Origin of the sequence: Embleya sp. NPDC008237 (genome assembly GCF_042956465.1) — a bacterium.
In the GTDB taxonomy this organism is placed as follows: Bacteria; Actinomycetota; Actinomycetes; order Streptomycetales; family Streptomycetaceae; genus Embleya.
Window position 1 is genome coordinate 17,611 of the sequence record NZ_JBIBGL010000020.1, and the last position, 20,915, is coordinate 38,525.

Annotated in this window: 16 protein-coding genes; 5 read left to right on the forward strand and 11 right to left on the reverse strand. The window is 69.1% G+C overall.

Translation table 11 applies throughout. The features are described from left to right. Nucleotides 1-481: 481 nt before the first annotated feature. Complete coding sequence (locus ACFZBU_RS38830; RefSeq protein ID WP_391588481.1) at nt 482-799, reverse strand: ComF family protein; 318 nt, start codon at nt 797-799, stop codon at nt 482-484. 30 nt (nt 800-829) lie between these two features. On the opposite strand from ACFZBU_RS38830, the gene ACFZBU_RS38835 reads away from it, so the two are divergent. Beyond that, the gene (locus ACFZBU_RS38835; RefSeq protein ID WP_391588482.1) at nt 830-976 is read left to right on the forward strand and encodes a hypothetical protein; all 147 of its coding nucleotides are present in this window, start codon (nt 830-832) and stop codon (nt 974-976) included. Between the two features lie 33 nt (nt 977-1,009). Here ACFZBU_RS38835 and ACFZBU_RS38840 read toward each other — a convergent pair whose 3' ends face one another. From ACFZBU_RS38840 to ACFZBU_RS38865, 6 genes are all read right to left on the reverse strand, one after another. Next, a complete protein-coding gene (locus ACFZBU_RS38840; RefSeq protein ID WP_391588483.1) occupies nt 1,010-2,167 on the reverse strand; it encodes a methyltransferase domain-containing protein in 1,158 nt (385 codons plus the stop codon). Nucleotides 2,168-2,769: 602 nt separating this feature from the next. Continuing rightward, a complete protein-coding gene (locus ACFZBU_RS38845; protein ID WP_391588484.1) occupies nt 2,770-3,867 on the reverse strand; it encodes an ATP-binding protein in 1,098 nt (365 codons plus the stop codon). Nucleotides 3,868-4,482: 615 nt separating this feature from the next. Further along, nucleotides 4,483-6,549 carry a hypothetical protein gene (locus ACFZBU_RS38850; RefSeq protein WP_391588485.1) on the reverse strand — a complete coding sequence of 689 codons (2,067 nt, stop codon included), beginning with the start codon at nt 6,547-6,549 and terminating at the stop codon, nt 4,483-4,485. Between the two features lie 47 nt (nt 6,550-6,596). Continuing rightward, entirely contained in the window at nt 6,597-8,687 is a 2,091-nt protein-coding gene (locus tag ACFZBU_RS38855; protein ID WP_391588486.1) for a hypothetical protein, read from the reverse strand. Continuing rightward, nucleotides 8,684-9,361, reverse strand: a complete 678-nt coding sequence (locus ACFZBU_RS38860) for a hypothetical protein (RefSeq protein WP_391588487.1) — start codon at nt 9,359-9,361, stop codon at nt 8,684-8,686. The genes ACFZBU_RS38855 and ACFZBU_RS38860 overlap by 4 nt, the downstream gene beginning before the upstream one ends. A 562-nt stretch (nt 9,362-9,923) precedes the next feature. Next, nucleotides 9,924-10,664, reverse strand: a complete 741-nt coding sequence (locus ACFZBU_RS38865; protein WP_391588488.1) for a hypothetical protein — start codon at nt 10,662-10,664, stop codon at nt 9,924-9,926. 258 nt (nt 10,665-10,922) lie between these two features. Between ACFZBU_RS38865 and ACFZBU_RS38870 the strand changes: the two genes are divergently transcribed. Next, the gene (locus ACFZBU_RS38870; protein ID WP_391588489.1) at nt 10,923-11,420 is read left to right on the forward strand and encodes a hypothetical protein; all 498 of its coding nucleotides are present in this window, start codon (nt 10,923-10,925) and stop codon (nt 11,418-11,420) included. Between the two features lie 438 nt (nt 11,421-11,858). On the opposite strand, the gene ACFZBU_RS38875 is transcribed toward ACFZBU_RS38870, so the two are convergent. Next, on the reverse strand, nt 11,859-12,341 hold the full coding sequence (locus tag ACFZBU_RS38875) for a DUF6882 domain-containing protein (RefSeq protein ID WP_391588490.1): 483 nt from the start codon (nt 12,339-12,341) through the stop codon (nt 11,859-11,861). A gap of 539 nt (nt 12,342-12,880) precedes the next feature. Here ACFZBU_RS38875 and ACFZBU_RS38880 point away from each other — a divergent pair. Next, complete coding sequence (locus ACFZBU_RS38880; RefSeq protein ID WP_391588491.1) at nt 12,881-13,480, forward strand: hypothetical protein; 600 nt, start codon at nt 12,881-12,883, stop codon at nt 13,478-13,480. 122 nt (nt 13,481-13,602) lie between these two features. Here the strand turns inward: ACFZBU_RS38880 and ACFZBU_RS38885 are convergent, their stop codons facing one another. From ACFZBU_RS38885 to ACFZBU_RS38895, 3 genes are all read right to left on the reverse strand, one after another. Then, the gene (locus tag ACFZBU_RS38885) at nt 13,603-13,959 is read right to left on the reverse strand and encodes a hypothetical protein (protein ID WP_391588492.1); all 357 of its coding nucleotides are present in this window, start codon (nt 13,957-13,959) and stop codon (nt 13,603-13,605) included. 577 nt (nt 13,960-14,536) lie between these two features. Then, a complete protein-coding gene (locus ACFZBU_RS38890; protein ID WP_391588493.1) occupies nt 14,537-14,983 on the reverse strand; it encodes a hypothetical protein in 447 nt (148 codons plus the stop codon). Nucleotides 14,984-16,385: 1,402 nt separating this feature from the next. Next, nucleotides 16,386-16,604 carry a hypothetical protein gene (locus tag ACFZBU_RS38895; protein ID WP_391588494.1) on the reverse strand — a complete coding sequence of 73 codons (219 nt, stop codon included), beginning with the start codon at nt 16,602-16,604 and terminating at the stop codon, nt 16,386-16,388. An 889-nt stretch (nt 16,605-17,493) separates the two neighbouring features. Between ACFZBU_RS38895 and ACFZBU_RS38900 the strand changes: the two genes are divergently transcribed. Continuing rightward, a complete protein-coding gene (locus ACFZBU_RS38900; RefSeq protein WP_391588495.1) occupies nt 17,494-17,991 on the forward strand; it encodes a hypothetical protein in 498 nt (165 codons plus the stop codon). 63 nt (nt 17,992-18,054) lie between these two features. Continuing rightward, nucleotides 18,055-20,892, forward strand: coding sequence for a Helicase associated domain protein (locus ACFZBU_RS38905; protein ID WP_391588496.1), 2,838 nt, complete (start codon nt 18,055-18,057; stop codon nt 20,890-20,892). Nucleotides 20,893-20,915 lie beyond the last annotated feature (23 nt).

Below are 20,915 nucleotides of genomic sequence, written 5' to 3' on the forward strand. Positions count from 1 at the left end.
GGGCCTAGAGTTCGGGTTCGTGACCGAACTCGCGAACGACACGCAGACGGCCGAGCGCGCCCATGCGGCGGCCTCCCTCCTCCTGAAGGCCGGCGACGAGCTCGTCGCTTCCCCCTGAGCTTCCCGGCCGAGAACTACAAGGTGGTGCTCGGGGCCTACAGCTGGTGGCGACTCGTCAACCGGACCTCGGCCGCCGTCCTCCTGCTCGTGCGCAACGGCCACACCGCTCCCGAGATCGCGCCCCTGATGCGGAACATCTTCAACCACGCCTACGCCATCAACTGGCTGGTCGACAACGGTGAGGCTGCAGTCGATGCCCTGCTGTCGGTGGGGGCGGACGAGAGGGAGAAGGTCCAGCGCTGGCTGGACAGGACCGGGTGGTCGTACGACGATCGGGCGAGCACCGTGGGTGACGGAGGGAATCGCGGTCGCCTTGGGCCTGTCGCCGGCTGCGCGCCGCTGCCCTTCGCCCCGCCGGGGATCATCCGTTCCAGGGGACGCGGGCGAGGACGAGCCCGCGGACGTCGGCGGCGCCGGAGGCCCGTAACCGCAGCGCGACCTGCTGGAGCTGTGATCCGCTGGTGAAGACGTCGTCGACGAGGAGGACTCCGGCTCCCTTGATGTCGCCCGTGTCCCCAGTCCAGGTCAGGGCAGCGGCGTGCGCAGCGGCAGCCGCTCGTTTGGCGTCCAGGCTCTTGGTGGCGGAACGCGGCGTCTCCGCCACCTTGACCAGCCGGTGCTCGCCCGGCGCGCTGAAGGGGAAGGCTCGGGTGACGTCCTCGGCGAAAGCGGCATCCATGATCGCCTCTAGGCCACCTACGCGACCACCATGCGGGCCGACCGCGACCTCAAACTCGCCGGATACGAGGTCTTCCGCTTCGGCTGGCACGACCTCCGCACCCCACAACAAGCGGAACCCATGGTCCGACGATTCCTCGAGGACCTGTTCACCGCGTTCGGCGTCACCACGACGTGAAGACGAGCGGATGCCCCACACACGACATCCATGTCACCCGTTCGTGACCCCTGCCGGAGCGGAGACAGTCCACCGGGGGCCGGTCTCGGGATCGCCCGCCCAGACGAACTGCTCCTCGGCCGTGATCGTGATGCCGTGATCCCAACGGCGAACGCGACCGTCACCGTCCCACGCGTCCCACGCGGCCCCGAGCTCGTCGACCAGGCGCCGCGGACCGCCCTGCCCGGCACGGACACGACCGTCGGGCAGCGTGGTGAGCACGGCCCACGACCGGGCGCCGTCGTGAATCCACGCGTTCACGCCGTCCTCGTCCGTGTCGGTGGCGTAGACGACGTCGGGAACCGCCACGCGCAACGCCCACAGCAGGTCCCGATCCGTGTGCAGGGGGGTGATGTCGCGGGCCAAGAGGTCCTCGTGGTCCGCGCTGCGGTCGGCACGGACCTCGTCGAACTCCGGGATCGGGGCGGTGTCACGGGCGGGCATGAACTGGGCCAGGCCCTGTAGCCACCCCGTGGCCGAGCGGCCGTCCGCCGCGACGGTCACGGCGAAATGGCCCAGACGTCCCCACGGGAACACCAGACCCCCACCGGGGCGTAGCTGTCGGATCCAGGCCCAGGGGACGTGATCGACGGCGTAGGTGGCGATCGCGCGGTCGAAGGGGGCGGTGTCGTGGTGGCCGTGTGCACCGTCGCCGACAACGACCATGACCGTGTCGCCGAGGCCGGCTCGTGTGAGCGTCGCGCGGGCGCCAGCCGCCAGGTCCGGCGCGGCCTCCACGCTGGTGACGTGGCCGGTGGGGCCGACGCGGTGGGCGAGGAGAGCGGCGTTCCAGCCGGTGCCGGTGCCCAACTCCAAGACGTGGTGGCCGGGTTCGATGTCGAGCGCGTCAAGCATGCTCGCGACCACAGAAGTGCAGGACAGGCTGGAGGAGGGACGGGCGTGGGTGATCTCGGTGATCGCCGCGTCGTACGGGCCCGCGTACACCAGACGCGCCCACCCGTACGGATCCGTGCCGCGGTCGACGGGCACGTAGGCGTGGCCGTCCCAGTCCCACAACCGATCCGGCGCGAACCCCTGCCGCGGCAGCGCCTCAACGGCGTCACGGACCCACGCTGCGTCCTCGGGCCAGGCCCGGTGCACGTCCATCGCCTCCATCGCGCGGCGACGATGCCCCTCAAGGTTGTCGTTCACGGCTTTGGCGGCTTCTTGTGGCGGCCGTCCGGCTCGGGCTCCTCCGGGACCTGGCCGTCCTTGTTCCCGGGCGGCGGCCTGCCCTTCGACGGGTCCGGATCCGGCTTCTGATGCTCACCCAATGCCCTGCCCCCCTGTCCGCTGCGTCACGGTGCGGAGGTCTATCATGACGCTCCGTCGAGGCCGCTGGGAACCCGTGCCGACGATCGACCGTCGGGCCTTCACAATCTCCACACCCCCCGGGACCGGTCGGCCGAGCAACCCTTCCACCGGCTCCGCGCGTGTTGGAGGCGTCCGCCCGCCGATGCGCGCACGTCCCGAACGGCCGGGCACCGTCGGACGTCATCACCGACGAGGCAGCGCAGCGCTGCTTCGTGGACGTGGTGGATCGCCGCCTCCGGGCGGTGGGCTCCCGGTCGGGTGAGACCAATGTCGAGGGCAGTTGTTCGGTCGTCCGTGTCAGAGCCAGCCCAACTCGTACGCCGACAGCGTTCATCAAGGCTGTGCGACCGCTTTGCCCCGACACCGTCAACTCGCTGATCGCGCACCCGGACTTGGAGCAGGCCCTTGGGCGCGAACTGCCGAGCGAGACCCCGTGTGGGTCATCCTGAATCCTTGGGGAGCTCCCCACGCCGAAGAAGCGCCCGGCCAGCCGCCAAGGTAGCGTGCACGGCTGGAGCGGTAATCGAGATCGACGTTTCACCGCGCCGACGCACAATGCTAATGAACGTGCCCTCGACCTTCCCCTCCACGATCGCCCCGTGAACAAGGAACGGTTTGTGTTCCTCGGGCTGCGGCGGGATATGCAGGACTATGAGGCCGCCTCCTTCGGCTGGCACCATCTCGATGTCGAGATAGTCTGGCGGTGGATACAGATGCTGCTCTAGCGCGGTCTTGTAGTTGCGGAGCGTCCGGCGATCCACCGGTACTGGACAGATGCTGCTGATGATCTCACCGCCTGGGATCTTCTTGCCGCGCATCCCGACAACGACGATCCCGCCGTGCTCGGCATTAGCAAAGCGGGCGACCGCCCGCGCGATATTGATCTTCCCCGAGGGAGACTGAAGGTCGTAGTGGGCGCTCTTCACATCGAGCCAAGGTCCCTCCTCTTGCCCGACCAAGACCTGTGCATTGCCGGAACGGATGAGATCGAGTGTCGTCTCGCGGGTGAGTTCCCCGCTCTGAAATGCCTGTAATAGAGCCATCGCTCCTTCACCGATCTGGAAGAGGTCGGCCATGTCACGCCCACGCGGCGAGCAGGCGATTTCGATATTCCAGATGACGCCTTGAGGGACACAGTCCACCAGCTCGACGTTGCTCACCGAGGCTCGACGGCGCTTCAGGTAGGGAGTCAAGACTGCCCTATGCGCGGCGATCGCTGCTTCGTCGATATCGCGACCATCAGGATGGTATCCAACTGAGACTGAGATCGACAATTGGCCCGCAGAAAACGTGAACGAGATGGGCTCCGCAATAGAATAATCCTCGTCGACGTTGTCATCGTGAGTGACACGGACTTCGACATCGTCTCCTTCCATTGCTTGCTTCAAAGCCGCTTTCAAGTCAGTAGGGCGCATGCCCTTGAGATCATCGGAGTGGACAAAAAAGTTATTGGCATTGACTCCTCGACGAGACTGGCCGCTAGCTAAGATAAGCTCGTGCAGCTCCCGGTCGAACTCTACTGACTTGACTGCGGCCACGCGGTGCGTCCCCTCCTATGTCAACCAAAGCAGCACCCCGCCGAGGTTTTCTCAGCGTTGACCACTTCCAGCCTTGAAGACGACGGCTGCGCAAGCAATTTCGCTGATCTGACGGGGCCTGAGGACAACGTACTGCAGGGCCTGCCACAGCTGCTTGCACTCGGTGGCGGTCCACTCTCCACGAGCCTTGACGTATCGAACAAGGGGACGCGCGGCGGAAATCCGTCAGGTAGCGACACAGCGCGCAGTGCAGGATGGAGAGGCTGCCCGGAGCCCACCCGAACTCTGATCCGGGGAAAACGATGACCGTCTGCCTGGGCCAACACCGTCACCACCCTCTCGTCGGCGACGGTGCCTCGACCCACCGTTTTGGAAAGACTCACCCGCCGAGCCGCCGAACGCCTCCAGGCCACTGCCCGCGAAGGGAACGCCTGAATACGGCGCCCATCGCTGAGGTGGTAACGGCGCAGAAGGCGGTGTCGGAGCGGGGCGAGCACGTGCCAGTGTGGCTCGGGCGCACGTGTGGTGGATGGGGTTGGATGGGGTTGGGGAGGGGGCGTTTGGGCAGGCGTTGCCGCCCTGGACTGGAGGGACGGTGTTGCCGTGCCCGGCTTCCTATGGTTGCCGCACTCCGGGGCGCAGGCGGTTGGGTTGCTCTCGTCCTCCGGGCACGCGGACGATGACCACGCGGCAGGGCTCGCTCTCGCCGGGGCGTTGGACGTGTTCGATCCAGATGCTGTCGAAGATGTTGACGGCGCCTTCGGCTCCGACGGTCTTGTCCAGGGCCAAGAGGATCGCGAACGCGGCGCTGGTGTTCTGATATTCGGTGGCCTGGGAGACGTAGGTACGCAAGCCGGTCTCCGTGGCGTCGTTTTCCTCGATTTTGCATTCGACGGAGAAGTGGACGGCGCCGAAGGAGAACACGAGGTCGGCGCGGCCTCCGGCACGGTCGTCGACTTCGCAGTTGACGACGCGGAAGAGGCCGGTGACGGAGATCCATTCGCGGTAATACTGATGGAAGAGAGCCTCGTCCACCTTTTGTTTTCTGCCGTCCTTGTCACGGAGGCGGAGGAACTCGGTGTAAGAGCCGCCCATTTTACGCCCGATGTCGTAGCAGTGGTAAGCGAACCGGACGGTAACGTCCAGGAGTGCGTTGAACTCCTCCGCGATGCCGGGAAGCCAGTCTGCGGATCGTCCGAGGTCGTCGAGGAGCCGTGACATGAGGCGGTCGTACTTGGGGTCGCGGATGGAGGCGGCAACGTCCTCACCGGTGCGCAGTTCCAGTTCGAGACGGTCCAGCGACCGGTCGGAGATGGTGTCAGCGAGCGCGGCGAACTCCTCGGGTCCGAACACGTCGGCGACGCGGTGCCACCGGCGTGCTTTTCCCTGATCACGCTCACCCACGCCGTCTGGTGCTGCCGGCTGGGTCGCGGCGGCGCGTTCGATGGCGGCGCGGAGTTGATAGGCGGCTGGGTCGTCGCGAAAGGCGTCGTCGTGGTCGATGGCGTGCAGCAGGATCCGGCTGCGGTGTTCGTGGCGCAGGAATGTGTCCTCGACGATGGGCATCACCAGGATGCGCGCCGCGGCGGCGGGTGAGGCGTCCGTGGTGACGGCGACCGCGACGCTGTGGTGGGCGGTGTAGGCGCGCAGGAGGGGTGACAGGACGGCGGGGCCTCCGGCGTACCAGGGGTCGGCGGCATCGAGGTAGGGCGCGGCGGCGGCGAGGATGGCGACCAGTTCGGCCCACGCGGTGATGCCGGCGGTGCGGCCGGCCGCCCAGGTCACCGTTGCGGCGCCCCGGCGCCACGAGGTGTAGCGGTGCAACGCGGTGCGCAGTTCCGCGGCCGCGAGGGGAACACGGGTGCGGGCGTCGGGGGCGGAGAGTCCCAGGACGGCGTCGAGCGCGGCGCGGTAGAGGTGGGCGTCGACGCGGTCGGGGTCTGTGGCGGTGATGGCTGCGAAGTGGTCGCGAGTTCTGCGGAGTTGCTCGGCCATCGTGGTGTAGTCGTCGGTCTCGAGTGCGGTGCGCAGGTCGTCGAGGGCGAGTTCGAAGGCGGCGTCGAGGTGGGTGTGGTCGAGGGCGAGGAAGCGGGTGAGGGCTTGGTCGAGGCCGGCGTCGGGGTGGTGGGCGTGGAGGACGCCGAGGAGTCGGGGCAGGCGGGTGGCGAGTTCGGGGGCCAGGGCGGCGGGGTCTTCGGTGGCTTCGTCGAGGGCGCCGAGGACTTTGGCGGCGGTGATGACGTCGGCCAGGGTGAGTTGGACGAGGCAGTCGGCGGCTTCGGCGCCGATGAGGGCGCGGGAGAGGTCGTCTTCGTCGTCGGTTGCGGCGCGGAGGCGGGCGACGAGGGTGCGGGTCAGCGGTGTTCCGAGCGCGGCGGCGAGAGTGGGTGCGGCGGCGAGGGCGTCGGTGGCTCCGGCGTAGGCGGTGTGGTTGTCGTGGGTTTTCATGGCGTCGAGGACGGCGTCGCGGATGGGTGCGACGTCGTCGACGGTGTTGTCGGCCGCGAGGTGGTGGGCCAGGGCTTGGATGAGGAACGGCAGGAGTGGGCCGTTGGCCAGTGCGGGTGCCGCGGCGGTGACGGTGGGGGTGCCTCCGAGGTCGTCGAAGGTGGGGCCGGAGCGGCGCTGGGTGGGGGTGGCGTTCCTGGCCCAGGCGGTGAGGTGCCCTTCGACGGTGGTCATGGGCTCTCCTTGTGCGGGTGGTCGAGCGCCTGGGCGTGGTGGGGACGTTAGAACATGCGGGGGTTTTCGGGAATGCCGGTGTGGATGCGGTGTGGGGGGAAGATGTCGGGGATCACCGGTTCGATGGAGGTGATGATGACCTGCACGCCGGGCATCCCGCCGGTTTCGTAGAGGGTTTTGAGGGCCTGGTAGGTGGCTTCGGGGACGAGTTCCTCGGCGGTGGGGGCGTCGATGAGGAGCAGGCCGGGGTGGGACATGATGCCGTGTTTGCGGCCGACGGTGATCATGCCGACGACGGTGGCGATGCGCATTTTGAGGCGGTCGGTGGGGCTGATGTCGGCGAAGGCGATCTTCTTTCCGGACTTTTGCGCGTTGACCTGGCCGCCGAGGCTGAGGTTGACGTCGGTGAGGTTGTCCACGGCCAGGGCTTTGGCGATGCGGAGGATCTCCGTGTTGAGGTCGGGCAGGAGGGTGCGGCTGTGTTTGGCGACGATGTCGCCGACGACGGTCGCCGCGGCGGCGAGGACACGGTCCTCGGTGTCGTCGGGTTCGTCTTCGCTTTGTCTGGGGTCGGGGGTGTCGGTGAGGTAGTGGCCGACGGCGGCGGGGAGTTCCGCCGCGGTTCCGGTGGCGACTGCGAGGGCGCCCTGGAGGTGGTGGACGTCGCGGCGTGCCTGTTCCGCGTCGGTCGTGTGTGGATGCGTGCGGACCTGTTCGAGGCGATCCGCCGCGCACCGGTAGTCCTCGCGGGCGTGCTCGAGGTGGACTTCTGCGGTGCGCAGGCCGGCGTCGAGTGTGGTCTCGGCGCGAGTCGAGGCCTTCAGGCGCTCTTCCAACGCTGCCAGTCGAGCGGCCTCGGCCTCGGGGTCGACTTCGACCTCGGCGAGGGGGTGGGTGCACAACGAGCAGCGATGGTCGGTGTCCTCGGTGGCGCGGCGGGTGTCGTCGATGGTGTGGTCGCAACGTGGGCATGCCTCGGGTTGCAGCGCGCCCAGGAGGAGGCGGGCGGCGGAGCTTTGTCGTGCGCGGCGCAGGTCGCGTTCGTCCTTGAGGCGCATCTTGCGCAGGGTGCCGTGGCGTTCGGCGGTGTCCTGGTGGTGTTCCTGCGCGGTGACGAGCGCGTGGCCAGCGGCCTGGAGGTCGGTGAGCAGGGCGGCGTGGTCGGGTCGGCGGGCTTCGCAGGCGGCCAGGCGTTCGCGTGCCGCGGCGAGGGCCTGGCGCAGGGGTTCGGTCTGCTGCCGGCGGGCCTGGGTGTCCTCGGCGGCGCGGCGTTGCGTGCGGCGGTCGTTTTGGTCGACCTGTTTGCGGGCGGTGGTCAGGTAGGTGAGTTCGGAGGTGTAGGGGACGTCGAGGAAGAGTTGCATCAGGCGCACGGGGAGTTGGCCGGTGGTGGTGGGGCCGAGCAGGATGTTGGAGTTGCCGTTGTTCATGGCGACGGCGTAGAAGTAGCTGGCCCAGCCGTGGACTTGTTCGGCGCTGTCGCGGTGGCCGTCGGCGTCTTTGGGGGCGTTCTTCTCGGCGGACCACACGGAGATGGGGCGCAGGCCCAGGCGTTCGAGCATGAAGCGGTCGATGAGGTCTTTCGCGCCGCCGGGTGGGGCGGTGGCGGCGGTGCGCACGCCGTCGCCGTCCACGGCGTGCGGGTCCAGGGCCTGGAGTTGTTCGACGGTTTGGGCGGTGAGCAGGCGTGTGGTGGGTTTGCCGGGGGTGTCGAAGGTGAGGCGGATGGACGCGGGGACGCCGGAGACCTCGATGTCGGCGCGGATGTAGGTGAACCAGTCGATGGTGTCCTTGCGTTGGAAGGCGCCGAAGCCGTCGCCGCGGAGGACGTAGCTCAGGGCCCACAGCAGGCTGGATTTCCCGGCGGAGTTGTGTGTGCTGGTCAGTGCCCACGCGCCGGGGCCCAGGGGGATGTCGACGGCGAAGGTGCCGTCGTTGTCGTCGGTACCGGTTTTCGTGCCTTCGCAGTAGAGGCGGTGGACGACGAGTTCGCGTCGGGACGGCAGTGGCGTGTTGAGGGTGATGCCGTGGCCGGCGAGGATCTCGCGGACGGTGTCCGCATCGGTGCCGGGAGCCTTGTCGGCGATCCGCCGGTACAGCGAGTCCTCGTCGGGTGTGGGGATGGTCATCAACGTCATGCGGCACTTCCCGTGGCGGCGGTCGCGCGCAGGCGGGCGAGCCGCTCGCGGGCGCGTTCGGCGATGGAAGGGATGAGTTCGTTCAGCGGCGTCTCGGCGTAGTCGCGTTGGAGGTACTGGCGGCGGCGCAGGGCGTGCACGGTGTGGCCGGTGGACTCGGCGAGGGAACGCACCAGGACGGCCCGCCGGGTGAACCAGGCGAGTTCCGGGCAGTTGGCGGTCGCCTGGTCGGCGACGGCGCGGCCTTTGGCCGTGAGGTAGTAGCTCACCAACGGCTTGCCGGCGGGAGTGCGCCCGTGGGTGAGGCGGACCAGGCGTGGCGCGACGAGGACGCTCATCGCCCGGTCGATGTACTCGAACGCCCCGAACAGGTAGCGCAGCATCGGGAAACAGGCGATCTCCGGCTCGTCGGAGTCCAGGATCTCCCCCGCCAACTCCAGGCTGATCGCCTCGGGCACGCGTTCGTAGTCGTTGAGCAACTCGTCCGCCAGATAGTCCGGGTTCCGCAGCCAGAAATCGAGTTTCTGCAGCCGCCCCTCCGAACGCACCACCGCCACCGCACCCTCGGGCGCATGCCGCAGAGCGACCTCGTCCAACGGCTCCCCCACCGCCGCAATCAACAACAGCAACCGCACGGCATCGGAGAACCGATCCCCCTCGGAATCCTCATCCATCCGCGCAACCTACCCACCCCGACCACACCCCACAGGGGGAACAACGAACTCTCCCCCATCCCGTGACGTGCCCCGCGCCGTCAGGTCGCGTGTGGAGACCGTGACCGGGCCGACGAACGGGCACGGCAAAGGAGACGGCGCTGAGGTCGGGGTCCGGTTGGGCAAGCGGATCAACACCCAGCGCACGCGACGCGGAACGCTCGGCGGCGAATGAGAGCGGCTACCCGACGCGTTGGGAATACGGCGTGGCAGCCGGCCCGCGGGAGGAAGGAGGTCGTTCAGCGTGAGTCGCGGTCGGAGAGCGCTTCCGCCAGGAGGGTTCGCCAGTGTCGGGCCCCCGGCGTAGGCGTTGCCGGGCGGAAGGGCGGGACGTCGAGCGGGTCCAGTCGGACCGGGCCGTCGTGTCAATCCATAAGGGTCTGCCTCGCGGCGCAGGCACCCGGCGCGCTCTCGGCATCGTCGGCGAGCAACTCCGGGACGACGGTCTCGGGCACGACATGACCGGCCTTCGTGTGCTCCCCCAAGTGCTCCATCATCCGCACGGTGCCCTCCGGTCGACGGGTCAGCGTTCGCCACACTCCGCCGGACGGACGACGCCACCTTCGATGCTCTCCCCGATCGGTGCGCCCACAAGGCGCACGCACGCATCCCCCCACTCCTCCACCGGCGGGTACTCGACCGCCACCGACGCGATCGACACCCTTGCGCCCGCGAGGTGCACTTCCCCTCGCGGTGGGTCGGCGGGGAGCGCGCCGTCCAGGATCCCGAACGCGATCGTCCCGCCCTCGGTCGCGACGGCTTCGCGGACGTCGAAGCGCCAATGGGCGGCGGCCGAACCGAGCAGGTCCCTTCCCGACCTCCCCAGCGCCACCAGGGCCTCCCGACGACCGCGGACGACCTCTGCCACGGCGCAGCACAGCGGCGCGTGGTGGCCGGCCGCCGTGCGAACGCGGTCGAATCCCGGGATCGGCGTGGAGCACGTCATCTCCTGGAGGAGGGTGACCGCCGCCTGACGGGCCTGGGGTCGTCCGTGCTCGGCGATGTCCAGCAGGAACGGCGCGGCCACCACCGCGGCCGGGAACACGGCGGCCATGTGGCTGTGCGGCAGCGTGCTGTTGGACAGATGGGACGCCGCCTCGGCGGCCTGGGAGAGGTTCGTGGCCGAGGCGAGTGCGCGCAACCCCTGTGCGGGGTCGAGGAGTTCATACCGGGTTTGCCCATCGGCGCCTCCGAGCCGGGCCGTCGGGCCAAACGGGGTCGGAATCGCCGCCCAATCCACCGCGTCCATCCGGTTCGTCAACATACCGGCATCATTCCAGTAGACGCCCATCCATCCGAGACCGTTCGTCCGCCCGAGGAGATGCGCCTGTTCCGCACGGATCTCGGACGGTGCGTCGTGGAGGCTGCATCACGGGCCTCGCGACCATCACTAACCCAGCCGGCGTCGGTCCGGGATGTTCGTGTCCGGTCGATGCGAGTCCCGCAGTGGAATCCGGGGCGGATGCGTAACTCGGGTCGGGCGTTGTTCCGGGCGAATCTCCGCAGCGCCAGGATGAGAGTCATGATGAACGATGATGTGGCTGTGATCGCGCTCCTGCGTCGGCTCGACGACGCGAATCATCTGACGGGGCCGCGAGAGTACGACGAGCAGGCGATCTCGGCCATGCTCGACCGGCTGGTGTCCCGGTTGGAGGGCGACTTCGCGACCCGCTGCCCGGCGGAGCGCTACGGCCGGAACACCGTCGAGTACGCCTGTGTCGTCGTCCCGGGCGAGGCGACGGTGTGTGGTGAGCGGATCGTCGTATCCGTGAGCAACTTCGGCTCGCTTGCCATGGTGGCGGCGGAGAACCCCGGCGCGTACCTGGGCACCGACGACGCGCGCGAGGAAGGCGCCCTGGACCTCGGGGATCTCGCCACCGTGGAACGCGCACTGATCGACACCGGCCATGTGGTGGTATCGGAAGAACTGCTTCACACCCGATACGACGGACCCGCGCCGCTGCGCAAGGACGCGCGGTGGCCACCCACATGGTGGGACCGCTACTTCGGCCACCCATAGACCCGACAGTCCCAGGCGATGACGCGGCGACACCGCAGTCAACGCACCCCTCCGCCACAGGCACGCGGAGCGGGTGGGCAGCCGGACGCGGCGCGCTGCCAGGCCCGGCGCGGCTCGCAAGACACGTCGACGGCGAACGGCGGCCCGTCGAACCACAGGGCACAGGCGCAGCCCCGGGCACATCATGTACGGCAAACAGGTCGTTCCGGTACTCCGGGGGCAGGGGTCACGGTGCCCCCGGAGCACGATCTCAGCCGGGGCGGCGTTGCGGCGGGCAAGACGAGCCGGGCGGGCACCCCGGAGTGCTCGGTGTGGACGGGATGGTCGGCGAGCACCTCGACTCCACCGGGCTGCGGAAAGGAGATCCCCACCAGTGAGCTGTCGTTCAACTTCCGACGGTCAGGGCCGGCAGCCCTGACGCCTGGGCGCCTGTCGCTGTCATCCGGAGGTGAGCGCCAAGTCGTGGACCAGGAAGTGGAGTTGCTTGTCGTCTGTGGAGTCTGCCCACAGCCCCTCGGCGTCGAGTACGGATGCTGCGACCATTCGAGCCTCAGCGACGAGTTCGGGATGGTAGTTGAACACCGGCCACGGCAGGACGGGGTAGTCGTTCTTCTCGCCGAACTGCCGGACCCGCGCGATATCGCCCAGGACTGCGGGCGGAAGTGACTCGTTTGCCCATGACCACAGCCAGGACTGCCGAGCGAGACTGACGCTGCCGATCATCGTGAGTCGGCCGGTGAGGAACACCTTCCCGGCGCGCGACCACGTGATCTGTGCGTCGTCCATCGACCACTGGTACTGCACATCACCCGACAGTCCGAAGCGTTCGACCATGAGGGTCTGCCGGGTGCGGGCACGTTCGCGGGCCGCGAGCACGACCTCTTCCCATCCGGAGTGGTCATGCTTCGAGCGGTCGTCCACTTTGCCTCCCCGTACAGAACTGTCGGCAAGATCCTCCCATCCGGGCAGGTAGTCCAGGGCTGCGGGCCCGGACCTGCCCGTTCCGGCGGACCTGCCGGTCGCTAATCCTGTTCGTCGAGGTTTGGTGCCCTTCTTGTGATGGGGGAAAAAGCGGCGCCGGCAGCGGTGCGCGGTCGCCGACGTACGCAACACCGCTGTGGCAGCGCCCCGGGCGTGTCCCAGAAGGGCGGGTCGTCGGCGAACCCTCGGGCTCTCCCCAGGGATCGGGGAACGTGAGGCGTTCGATGGGGTCGAACATGTGGTTCAGGGTGTGCGTCAGTCCGGCACCGTCGTAGCAATCGACCTGCCGTATCCAGGGCACCTCGGCCATCAGGAGGCCGAGTCACCGGCCGAAAGACCCCTGCCTACCAGCGGACACCGACACCACCCGAACGAACAGCCGAACACGCGATTGTCGTCCGGCGCCCGTAGCCTCCCCGGGGGCGTGCGCGGATCAACGGCGCGGCCGGGAATCGTCGTACGGGCAGCGGAGGTTCGGGGTGGGGGCGGGCGTGTGGGGCGTGGTGGAGGAGTCGCAGCGCGCGGTGTGGTCGTTCGCGCCGTTCGAGCGGGTGGACCCGTTGAGGTTCGGCATGACCCACGATCGGGCGATGGCCGCGGTGGACGGAGTCCTGAGGGCGGTCGGAACGAGCGGGGACGGCCGGGGACGGGTGACACAGGCCGATCTGTGGCCCGTGCGCGGCCCGGCGGACTCGAGGATCTCCGGTGCGGCGGTGAAGGGGATCTCCGGTGCGGCGGTGAACCTGTACTACGACGAGTCGATCGGGCCGGCCGCGATCGCGATCGACGCCCGGCGGGGCCCGCAGGTGCACCTCGACGACATCCCCCCGGTCGGCCGGACGCCGTCCCGCCTGGAGGACGCCTTCTGCGACCACCTCACCGCACGCGGCCACCGGGTGCGGTACTCCCGGGACGTCGACCCGTGCGCACCCGAACTCGGCGTCGTGGTCCGTGTCCAACGCGCCGGCGACCACGTCCTCACCCGCCCCGTCCTCCTCGCCCGGGAATGGGCCACCAACTGCCGGGACACCCGGGAAGGCCTCGTCCCCCGCGACGAATGGCGCACCTTCGCCTGCTGAACACCCCACGCCCCCGGGAAATCGACCCCCGTCGGCCGGGCCCGGACCACTACCCGGAAGCACTGTGGCGGCCGGCGACGGGAGGACCGCCCCTCACACAATCCACCGCCGCTTTGAGGCCGTCACACGGCGCGCAAGTGCTGGACTTCGCTCGCATCTCCGACCTCGTCGGGCTGCTCCGACCCGGCCTGCCGAACGGCGTCTTCCGACTCAGGACCCACCTTCGACTCGCGGTCGCCGAACCAACCTTGGATATGCAGTGTGGCGATGACACCCACGGTGGCACCCACCGCAAGGAGTCCCGGGACCACGTATCTGGTGGGAAAGAGATCGGCGTGCGTCCTGAGCCCTTTGCCCTGAGCACGCACGAGGGAGCTCAGGGCCCCAAGAGTCTTCCTGGACTGCGAGAGAGACGTCCCGCACGGAATCTCAACCCACATCAGCCGCCGGAATGTCCCGGGCGTCGCACCAAAGGTCATGGGACGACTGTAGAGACCACCGCCACGCTGCGGGCCGATTCCCGAAGCTGCCCCCAGGGGATAGGTACGTCGTCGTAACGGTCGGGGGTCAGCCGTCCGATGGACAAGCCGTTCGTCCTATGACCGACTCGACCCTCGTGAACCATTTCGGGACATCGTGGGCGAGGTGCAGACTCCGAGGAAGGAACCGTGTCGGTTTCCCTCTCCGAGGAGGCTGCTCATGACCGCCCGTACGCCGCACCTGGGTTCCCCGCCCGGTCCTCGCCCTCGCGCCGTGCCGCCATCTCTTCGCCGCCCACAACTCCGCGAGGGAGGCGAAGAGTTCGTCACTGTCGGGAAGTTCCGCCAACGGGCGCGCAACGACGCCGTGGAAGATCCTGCTGATCTCCTGAATTCGAGGCGGCAGGTGGTCGTATGCGAAGTCCTGGGCCAGGCGAGCGATGTCGGGCCGGCGACCGGTGGTGTCCATCGTGCCCGGGACGTACCCGGTGACACGAGCCGCCGGGTCCGGCCCGGCTCAGTTGGCGATCGGGATCCGGGTGGCCGGGCTCGTTCCGGTACTCCCGGGCCATTCGCATCAGGGTATTGAGCTGGACGTGGGCCACGGCCATCTCGCCCGAGGCTTCCGCCGCGAGACCCGCCACGAACAGGCCCCCAACATCCGGTGTTCGTGCGTCGTGCCAAGGACGCGCGCCAGGAAGTGGTACCCGACGCGGATCTCGTCGGCCGGTTCCCTGTCGTCCACCGGGACCGGCGGGACAACGTCGAGCCCGACCGCGCGCTCGAACCAGTCCTTGGCCTCCAGCAAGTGCACGAGTCCGGCGCGCAGTTCGGGACCGTCCGGGAGCGAGGCTGCCATCACGTGCGCAACGCCGATGCACGAGCGCGCCGCCGCGACCACCTCGGGAACGTCGGATTCGTGCCCGAAATAGCCGAGGATCCTGCGCGTCTCCTCGCCGAGATGGGCGTACGGCGAACACTGGGGAAGGGTGTCGTCGGGCGCGGGGTTCGCGGGGGTGTCCATGTCCGCGGACCGTACGGACCACTGTGCCTACCGTCGCGGGCCGAAAGTAAAGAGTCGGCAACGTTCCGGGGAGGGAATCTCCCCGGAAGTGGCCTGCGATCCGCTAATCCCGTGTTACGTACGGGGCGGAAATATCGGGACAGATCGATCGCCGATCGAATGCAGGTTCGAGCAATCTCGGGTGCGGCATCCCATGCGGTTGTCCACACTTCGCCGTCGCAGCATAAGGACTATTGCGCGAGCGGATAACCTGGGATGCATCCCGATAGGGAAGCGGCCGGCTGGGGTCAACCCTGGAAAAGTTTTCCCAACCGGCCGCCGATGTGGATTCACACAACGTGAAATCCAACCGAGAGGAGAGCGAATGAACGACCCACACGAGTCGCGCGACCACGTCCCCTCGCGCGGTCAGTCTAGCGGCCCGACCTCTGAGACGCCGGAGCCGTCTTGGCTCCGGCGTTCCGGAACGGTCCTGTGTATTGCTGCAACGACCTGTGCTTTCGCCTGTGCGATGGTTACCGTCGCCCCGGACAGCCCGGTAGCCGCAGCAGCCGTGGCCAGCGTGATCTCCGGCGCCTTCGCCCTGCCGCACCGTTACCAAAACTGAGATACCCGTGTGTCGGCCCACAACCTTGCGCTGCAGGCCGACACACGGCCGGAGCAACCGTCATTCTCTCGAAACCCCGAAAAAAGTTCGCGATACTCCGATCGTGTTCCGGGAGAATAGTCCGCGAACATTTAATACCGCGACGTTGGGTCGATAGAACGAGCACGGCCCGCGAATACCGCGATACCGCGAGTACGGGCGAATAGAAGACTCGATGGACGGAGCGACACATGGCCGACGAGATGCCGTACTGGCCCCGACGACACCCATGAGGGATTCAAGGCGATCCTCGACACGCGCTGCCGGATCCCCACAATGGACCCCGAAGGCTACTCGCGGTTCATCGGGTCCTGCACCTGCGGCTGTGGCGTAGCCCGACCGGGGACCTTGGCGCCGGCCATCGCGCGGGAATGGATCGATCGGGGCACGGCCGGCGACTGCCTGTTCCTCGACGGTGCCACGGGGGTGATCGCGTGCCGCGATACCCATTACCCGGCGGCATCCTGCTCTGGGCCCTGAAGCACGAGCTGGCCCACCCCGTTGCCGGGCACCTGCTCAAAGCCGATCCGCGACCGCCCGGTGCCCGAAGGCTCGACCCCGTGCGCGCCGGCTCCTCAGGCACCGAACGGTCCGCCTCGGGGGCGAGGCGGACCGGCATCGGCACCGGCCGTCACGCCGCGACAGCACCCGCGGACGCATCGAGACGCAGGAACATGCTGTGCAGTCCCTCGCGTTCGGTGTCCGGGGCGCGGATGGGAGGCGACCCCGGTGTAATCCCTGGACGACGCCCCCGACTTACGTAGCGCGCTCCTGACCCTCCGCAGAGGTAGCCACCGGGTTCACAATGACATCCAGCACGTTGGCCACCACCCGATAGACAACCTCGTAGACGGCCATCGACGCGAGCTCCTCTGCGGTTCTGTCAAGAGCCGTGTTCTCCGAAGCCATGTCCGCGGCCTCTGTGGCCCAGTCCCGCGCCAGCCGGACGCGGCCCAGCAACTCGTCGGCGTTCATCTGCGACCTCCCTGTCTCGGCATCGATCACCGGCGGGTACCTCGCCAACGTCGACGACAAGCCTCGCTCACCCCGACACGCACCGGCCGGCCCGCGCCCCGCGGACCGTTCCCGACGCCCACCCTGCGTGTTCCCCCACGACGAGCATCCCCACGGACAGGTCGCGCACGAAGAAGCAACCTCCCCCGACCCCGCCGACGCTCGACGACCGCACCCTCGAAGCCCTGTACGAGCTGTGTCCGCCGGGCCACCGCAACCATCCCGTGCCGCGCAACCACCCTCTGATCCTGGCCCGCATGACGTGGCCAACCGCGAGGCGGCCCCCGCCGGGCCGCGACCACAGACGTCGTCCACACCGCGCGGGTCGAGTGAAGCGGAAATCAGGTCGACCGGCTCAGCCGCGCCGCTCTCTGCAGCTCCCTCAGCCCGACCAACCCCGCGACCGCCATGACTCTCCCGTTCGAACCCTGCCCCGATCGCATTCTGTCCACCCGAGCCGACGCACCCACGCCCGCCCTCACTGCGGCCACGCATCGTGCATCGTCCGGACATCTCCGTGCCGAGCACGCTCCTCGGGTCTGCGTCACTTTCGGAGATCCGTCACGGTGAGTGACGAGGTGGGGCGGGGGCGCGTGCGTCGATCGTCGGCGCCAGAGTGCGTCCGGTCCATACGCCCCATGGCCTGACGCTCCGTCGCGTAGGCCCAACCCCGGACGGTGCCAGCGCGGATCGTGCGCACGCCGGTGTCGGCGTGCGTCTCGTGGGCATCGACGAGCCCAGCCCACGACCAGTCCCCGTTGGGGTTCTGTATGAACGTCACCGCCCGGCGCCTCGGGGTCAGTACAAGGAATCCTTGTCAAGGAAAGCTTGAGTATCGTAGCGTGACGGAATGAGCGCACGAAGCGAGAAGTCTTCCCCGCCCGCTACGGACCGCCTCGGCGGTGACCACCCCGCCGCGCGGATCATCACGCGCCACCGCGAAGCCATCGAACGGAACGTGAAGCGGGCCCTGGACATGAACGCCGAGCCGTTCCTGGCGATCACCCACGTCGTCCGCCAATCCCTCGCCACGGCACCGATCGGCGACCCGGGTCGCCTGGCCGTCGAGGACGTCGCCGACGCCCTCGAGGCCTTGCCCGCGGCCCGCATCTGGTGGGAGCACTGCGAAGCCGAACTCCTGCGCGCAGCCCGCACCCCCAACACCGACGGCAAACCACGGATGACCTGGCGCGAAGTCGGCGAACGCCTCGGCATCACCGAACAAGGCGCCCAGGACCTCTACCGCCGCCGCATCGGCAAAAGTGCCCCCTCCAAGCTCCGCAGCCCCTCGCCCGTCGGCCCCGGCGACACCCGAACCGCACCGGAACACCCGAACACCGGGGCATGAGCCAACCCACCCGCCCGCAACCCCGACACGGACACCCGGCTCGCCCACCGCGCGGAGGCCCCGATGCCCAACCCCACCGCCCCCACCGCACGCCGACCCGCCCGCAACACCGCGCCGGCGCTGCGCCCCCACCAACGCGACGCCCTTGCTGCGATCGTCCGCGAGCTGGAGAACCCCGACACCGACGCCGCCGGCAGCGCCCGGTACAGCGGACGCCGCGCCACTGCGGTCATGGCCTGCGGCACGGGCAAGACCTGGGTCGCCGCCGCGACCGCCGCCACTCTTGCTGCGCACGACCGCGTCCTGGTCCTGGTGCCCACCCTCGACCTCCTCGTCCAGACCGTGCGGGCGTGGCGGCGGGCCGGGCGGGTGGGCGGGACGCAGGTGGCGGTGTGTTCCCTCGGCGGCGACGCGGCGTTGGGCGACGCACGGGTGCGGGCGACCACGAGCGCCCCGCAACTCGCCCTGTGGGCAGCAGGCGATGGGGCGTTGACGGTGTACGCCACCTACCAGTCGCTGGGCACGATCCTGGACGCCCACACGGGCGTGTACGGGCTGCGGTTGAAGCCGTGGCGGCTCGTGTGCATCGACGAGGGACACCGCACCAGCGGATCGCTCGCGAAGGAGTGGGGGGCCGTCCACGACGACCGACGCCTGCCGACCCAGGGGCGGTTGTACCTGACCGCGACCCCACGCGTGTGGGAACCGCCCGCCAACAGCACCTACAGCGAAGGCACCGGCGAGGGAGAGGCCGAACGGCCCTCGGTCCTCGCCGACGACGCGGCATGGGACGACCCGAACGCGGCGGGCCCGGGTGGGCTCGACAGCTTTTCCGAGGACGAAGTCGGCCGGGACGACGAAGGTGATGAGGACGACGAGGGCGGCGCCGGGCCGATCCGGGTGCGCGGTGGACGTCCGATCCACTCGCCGCTGCCGCTCCACGCCGTCGCGTCCATGGAGAACGAGGAAATCTTCGGCCCCACCGTCCACCGCCTGGAGCTCGCGGCCGGCGTACGCCTGGGCCTGCTCGCCAAGCCGCGGATCGTCGTGGTCGACGTCGCCGACCCCACCGTCCAGAACCTGGCCGAGGCCGGCGGACTCGACCTCAACCGCGGCCCGGGCCGGCGCACTCTCGAGGAGGTCGAGGAGTACCGGGCCGCGCGCCTGGCCGCCCTGCAGACCGCCGTCCTGCGGGTCGCCGCCGACCAAGGGCTGAGCACGGTCATCGCCTATCACGCGCGGACCGCCGAGGCCCAGGCGTGCGCGGAGACCCTGCCCGAGGTCGCCAAGCGGCTCCACGAAACCGACCCTCAGCGGTATCCGGCCGGGGTGTGGGCGGACTGGCTGTGCGGCGAGCACGAGAGCGAGCACCGGAGACGTGTGCTGGGCGAATTCGCCGCGCACACCGACCGCGAACCCGCCCCACTCTTCGAGGTCCCCGACCGGGACGCGGTGGTGACGCGGCGGGCGGTGCTCTCGAACGTGCGCGTCCTCGCCGAAGGCGTCGACCTGCGCGCCGACGCGGTCGCCTTCATGGACCCCAAGCTGAGCGTGATCGAGATCGTCCAGGCCATCGGCCGCGTCCTGCGCCAGGAACCCCACGAGGGCCGCACCGCGACGATCGTCGTGCCCGTGTTCCTCGCCGCCGGGGAACAACCCGACGACATGCTCGTCTCCGACTCGTACCACTTCCTCGTGCGTGTCCTGCACGCGCTGGCCGCGCACGACAGCCGCGTCCTGGACATGCTCGCCACCCCTGCACCCAGCGGCAGCCGCTTCCGGCTCACGACCTCGACGGACACCGACGCCGACGCCGACGGCAACGAGGCCCCGGAGACGCGAGGCGACGAGAGCGAGCCGGCCAAGGAGGATTCCGAAGGCGAGGGCGCGGGCGGGGAATCCGGGAACATCGAGGAACGGTTCCTCGTGCGGTTCATGACCGAGCGCGACCCCGCCCTGATCGCCGACTTCGTCAAACTCAGGGTCATCGACCCCGAACGCCGGGACTGGCGCCGCGGCTACCTCGCCGCCCGGCGATGGCACGCCGCGCACGGTGATCTGAGGATTCCGTTGGAGGCGATCGACTACGACGCCGAGACCGGGACCAGTCATCCCGTGGGGGCGTGGATCAGCGAGCAGCGCAGGGCGTGGTCGGCGGGGGCGATCAGTGCGCGGCGGATCGAGTTGCTCGAGGCTTTGGGGATGGTGTGGAGCCCCGACGACGCCGCGTTCGAGGACGGACTCGCGATGTGCCGGGCCTACTTCGCCGTCCACGGACACCTCGCCGCACCTAAAGCCGCCGCCGTCAACAACTACCCCGTCGGGCAATTCCTCGCCAACTGCCGCCGCCCGCTGGAGTCCCGCAAGAACCCCGCACGCTGGGCCGAACGCTGGGAGCGGCTCGCCGCGATCGACCCCGACTGGAACCCGACCGGCCGCAACGACCCCGCCCGACGCTGGTCTCTGGACTGGCAACGCATACTCACGACGATCCGACTGCACACCGAGGGCGGCGGGAACCTGGACGAACTGGTGCCCGGACACACCGTCGGCGGCGAGGACGTCGGAGCATGGCTGCAGCGGCAACGCCGCAGCGGGGCGGGCCTGACGCCGGCGCAGCGGGAGGCGTTGGCGGGGGTGGGTGTCGAGGTGGCCGGTCCACCGGCGCAGCGCGCGGCGCCGGTGGACCGGTGGGCGCTCACCTTGGCCGCGGCGGCCGCGTTCCGTGAGCGGGAAGGGCATCTGACCGTGCCGCGCAAACACGTCGAGACCGTCGAGGTCGATGGTGAGGCGCACTCGGTGAAGTTGGGTGTCGCGCTCGCCAACGCCCGACAACGACAGGGCACATGGGCAGCGGAGCGGATCGAGGCCCTGACCGGGCTTGGGATGCGCTGGGGATAGCCGGGTGTCGGTGGCGAGGATCC

What these genes read in the sequence shown, in the direction of transcription:
- ACFZBU_RS38830 (WP_391588481.1), bottom strand. Translation starts at nt 799, where the DNA reads ATGGATGCCGCTTTCGCCGAGGACGTCACCCGAGCCTTCCCCTTCAGC.
- ACFZBU_RS38835 (WP_391588482.1), top strand. Translation starts at nt 830, where the DNA reads ATGCGGGCCGACCGCGACCTCAAACTCGCCGGATACGAGGTCTTCCGC.
- ACFZBU_RS38850 (WP_391588485.1), bottom strand. Translation starts at nt 6,549, where the DNA reads ATGACCACCGTCGAAGGGCACCTCACCGCCTGGGCCAGGAACGCCACC.
- ACFZBU_RS38855 (WP_391588486.1), bottom strand. Translation starts at nt 8,687, where the DNA reads ATGACGTTGATGACCATCCCCACACCCGACGAGGACTCGCTGTACCGG.
- ACFZBU_RS38860 (WP_391588487.1), bottom strand. Translation starts at nt 9,361, where the DNA reads ATGGATGAGGATTCCGAGGGGGATCGGTTCTCCGATGCCGTGCGGTTG.
- ACFZBU_RS38865 (WP_391588488.1), bottom strand. Translation starts at nt 10,664, where the DNA reads ATGTTGACGAACCGGATGGACGCGGTGGATTGGGCGGCGATTCCGACC.
- ACFZBU_RS38870 (WP_391588489.1), top strand. Translation starts at nt 10,923, where the DNA reads ATGATGAACGATGATGTGGCTGTGATCGCGCTCCTGCGTCGGCTCGAC.
- ACFZBU_RS38885 (WP_391588492.1), bottom strand. Translation starts at nt 13,959, where the DNA reads ATGACCTTTGGTGCGACGCCCGGGACATTCCGGCGGCTGATGTGGGTT.
- ACFZBU_RS38890 (WP_391588493.1), bottom strand. Translation starts at nt 14,983, where the DNA reads ATGGACACCCCCGCGAACCCCGCGCCCGACGACACCCTTCCCCAGTGT.
- ACFZBU_RS38895 (WP_391588494.1), bottom strand. Translation starts at nt 16,604, where the DNA reads ATGAACGCCGACGAGTTGCTGGGCCGCGTCCGGCTGGCGCGGGACTGG.
- ACFZBU_RS38900 (WP_391588495.1), top strand. Translation starts at nt 17,494, where the DNA reads ATGAGCGCACGAAGCGAGAAGTCTTCCCCGCCCGCTACGGACCGCCTC.
- ACFZBU_RS38905 (WP_391588496.1), top strand. Translation starts at nt 18,055, where the DNA reads ATGCCCAACCCCACCGCCCCCACCGCACGCCGACCCGCCCGCAACACC.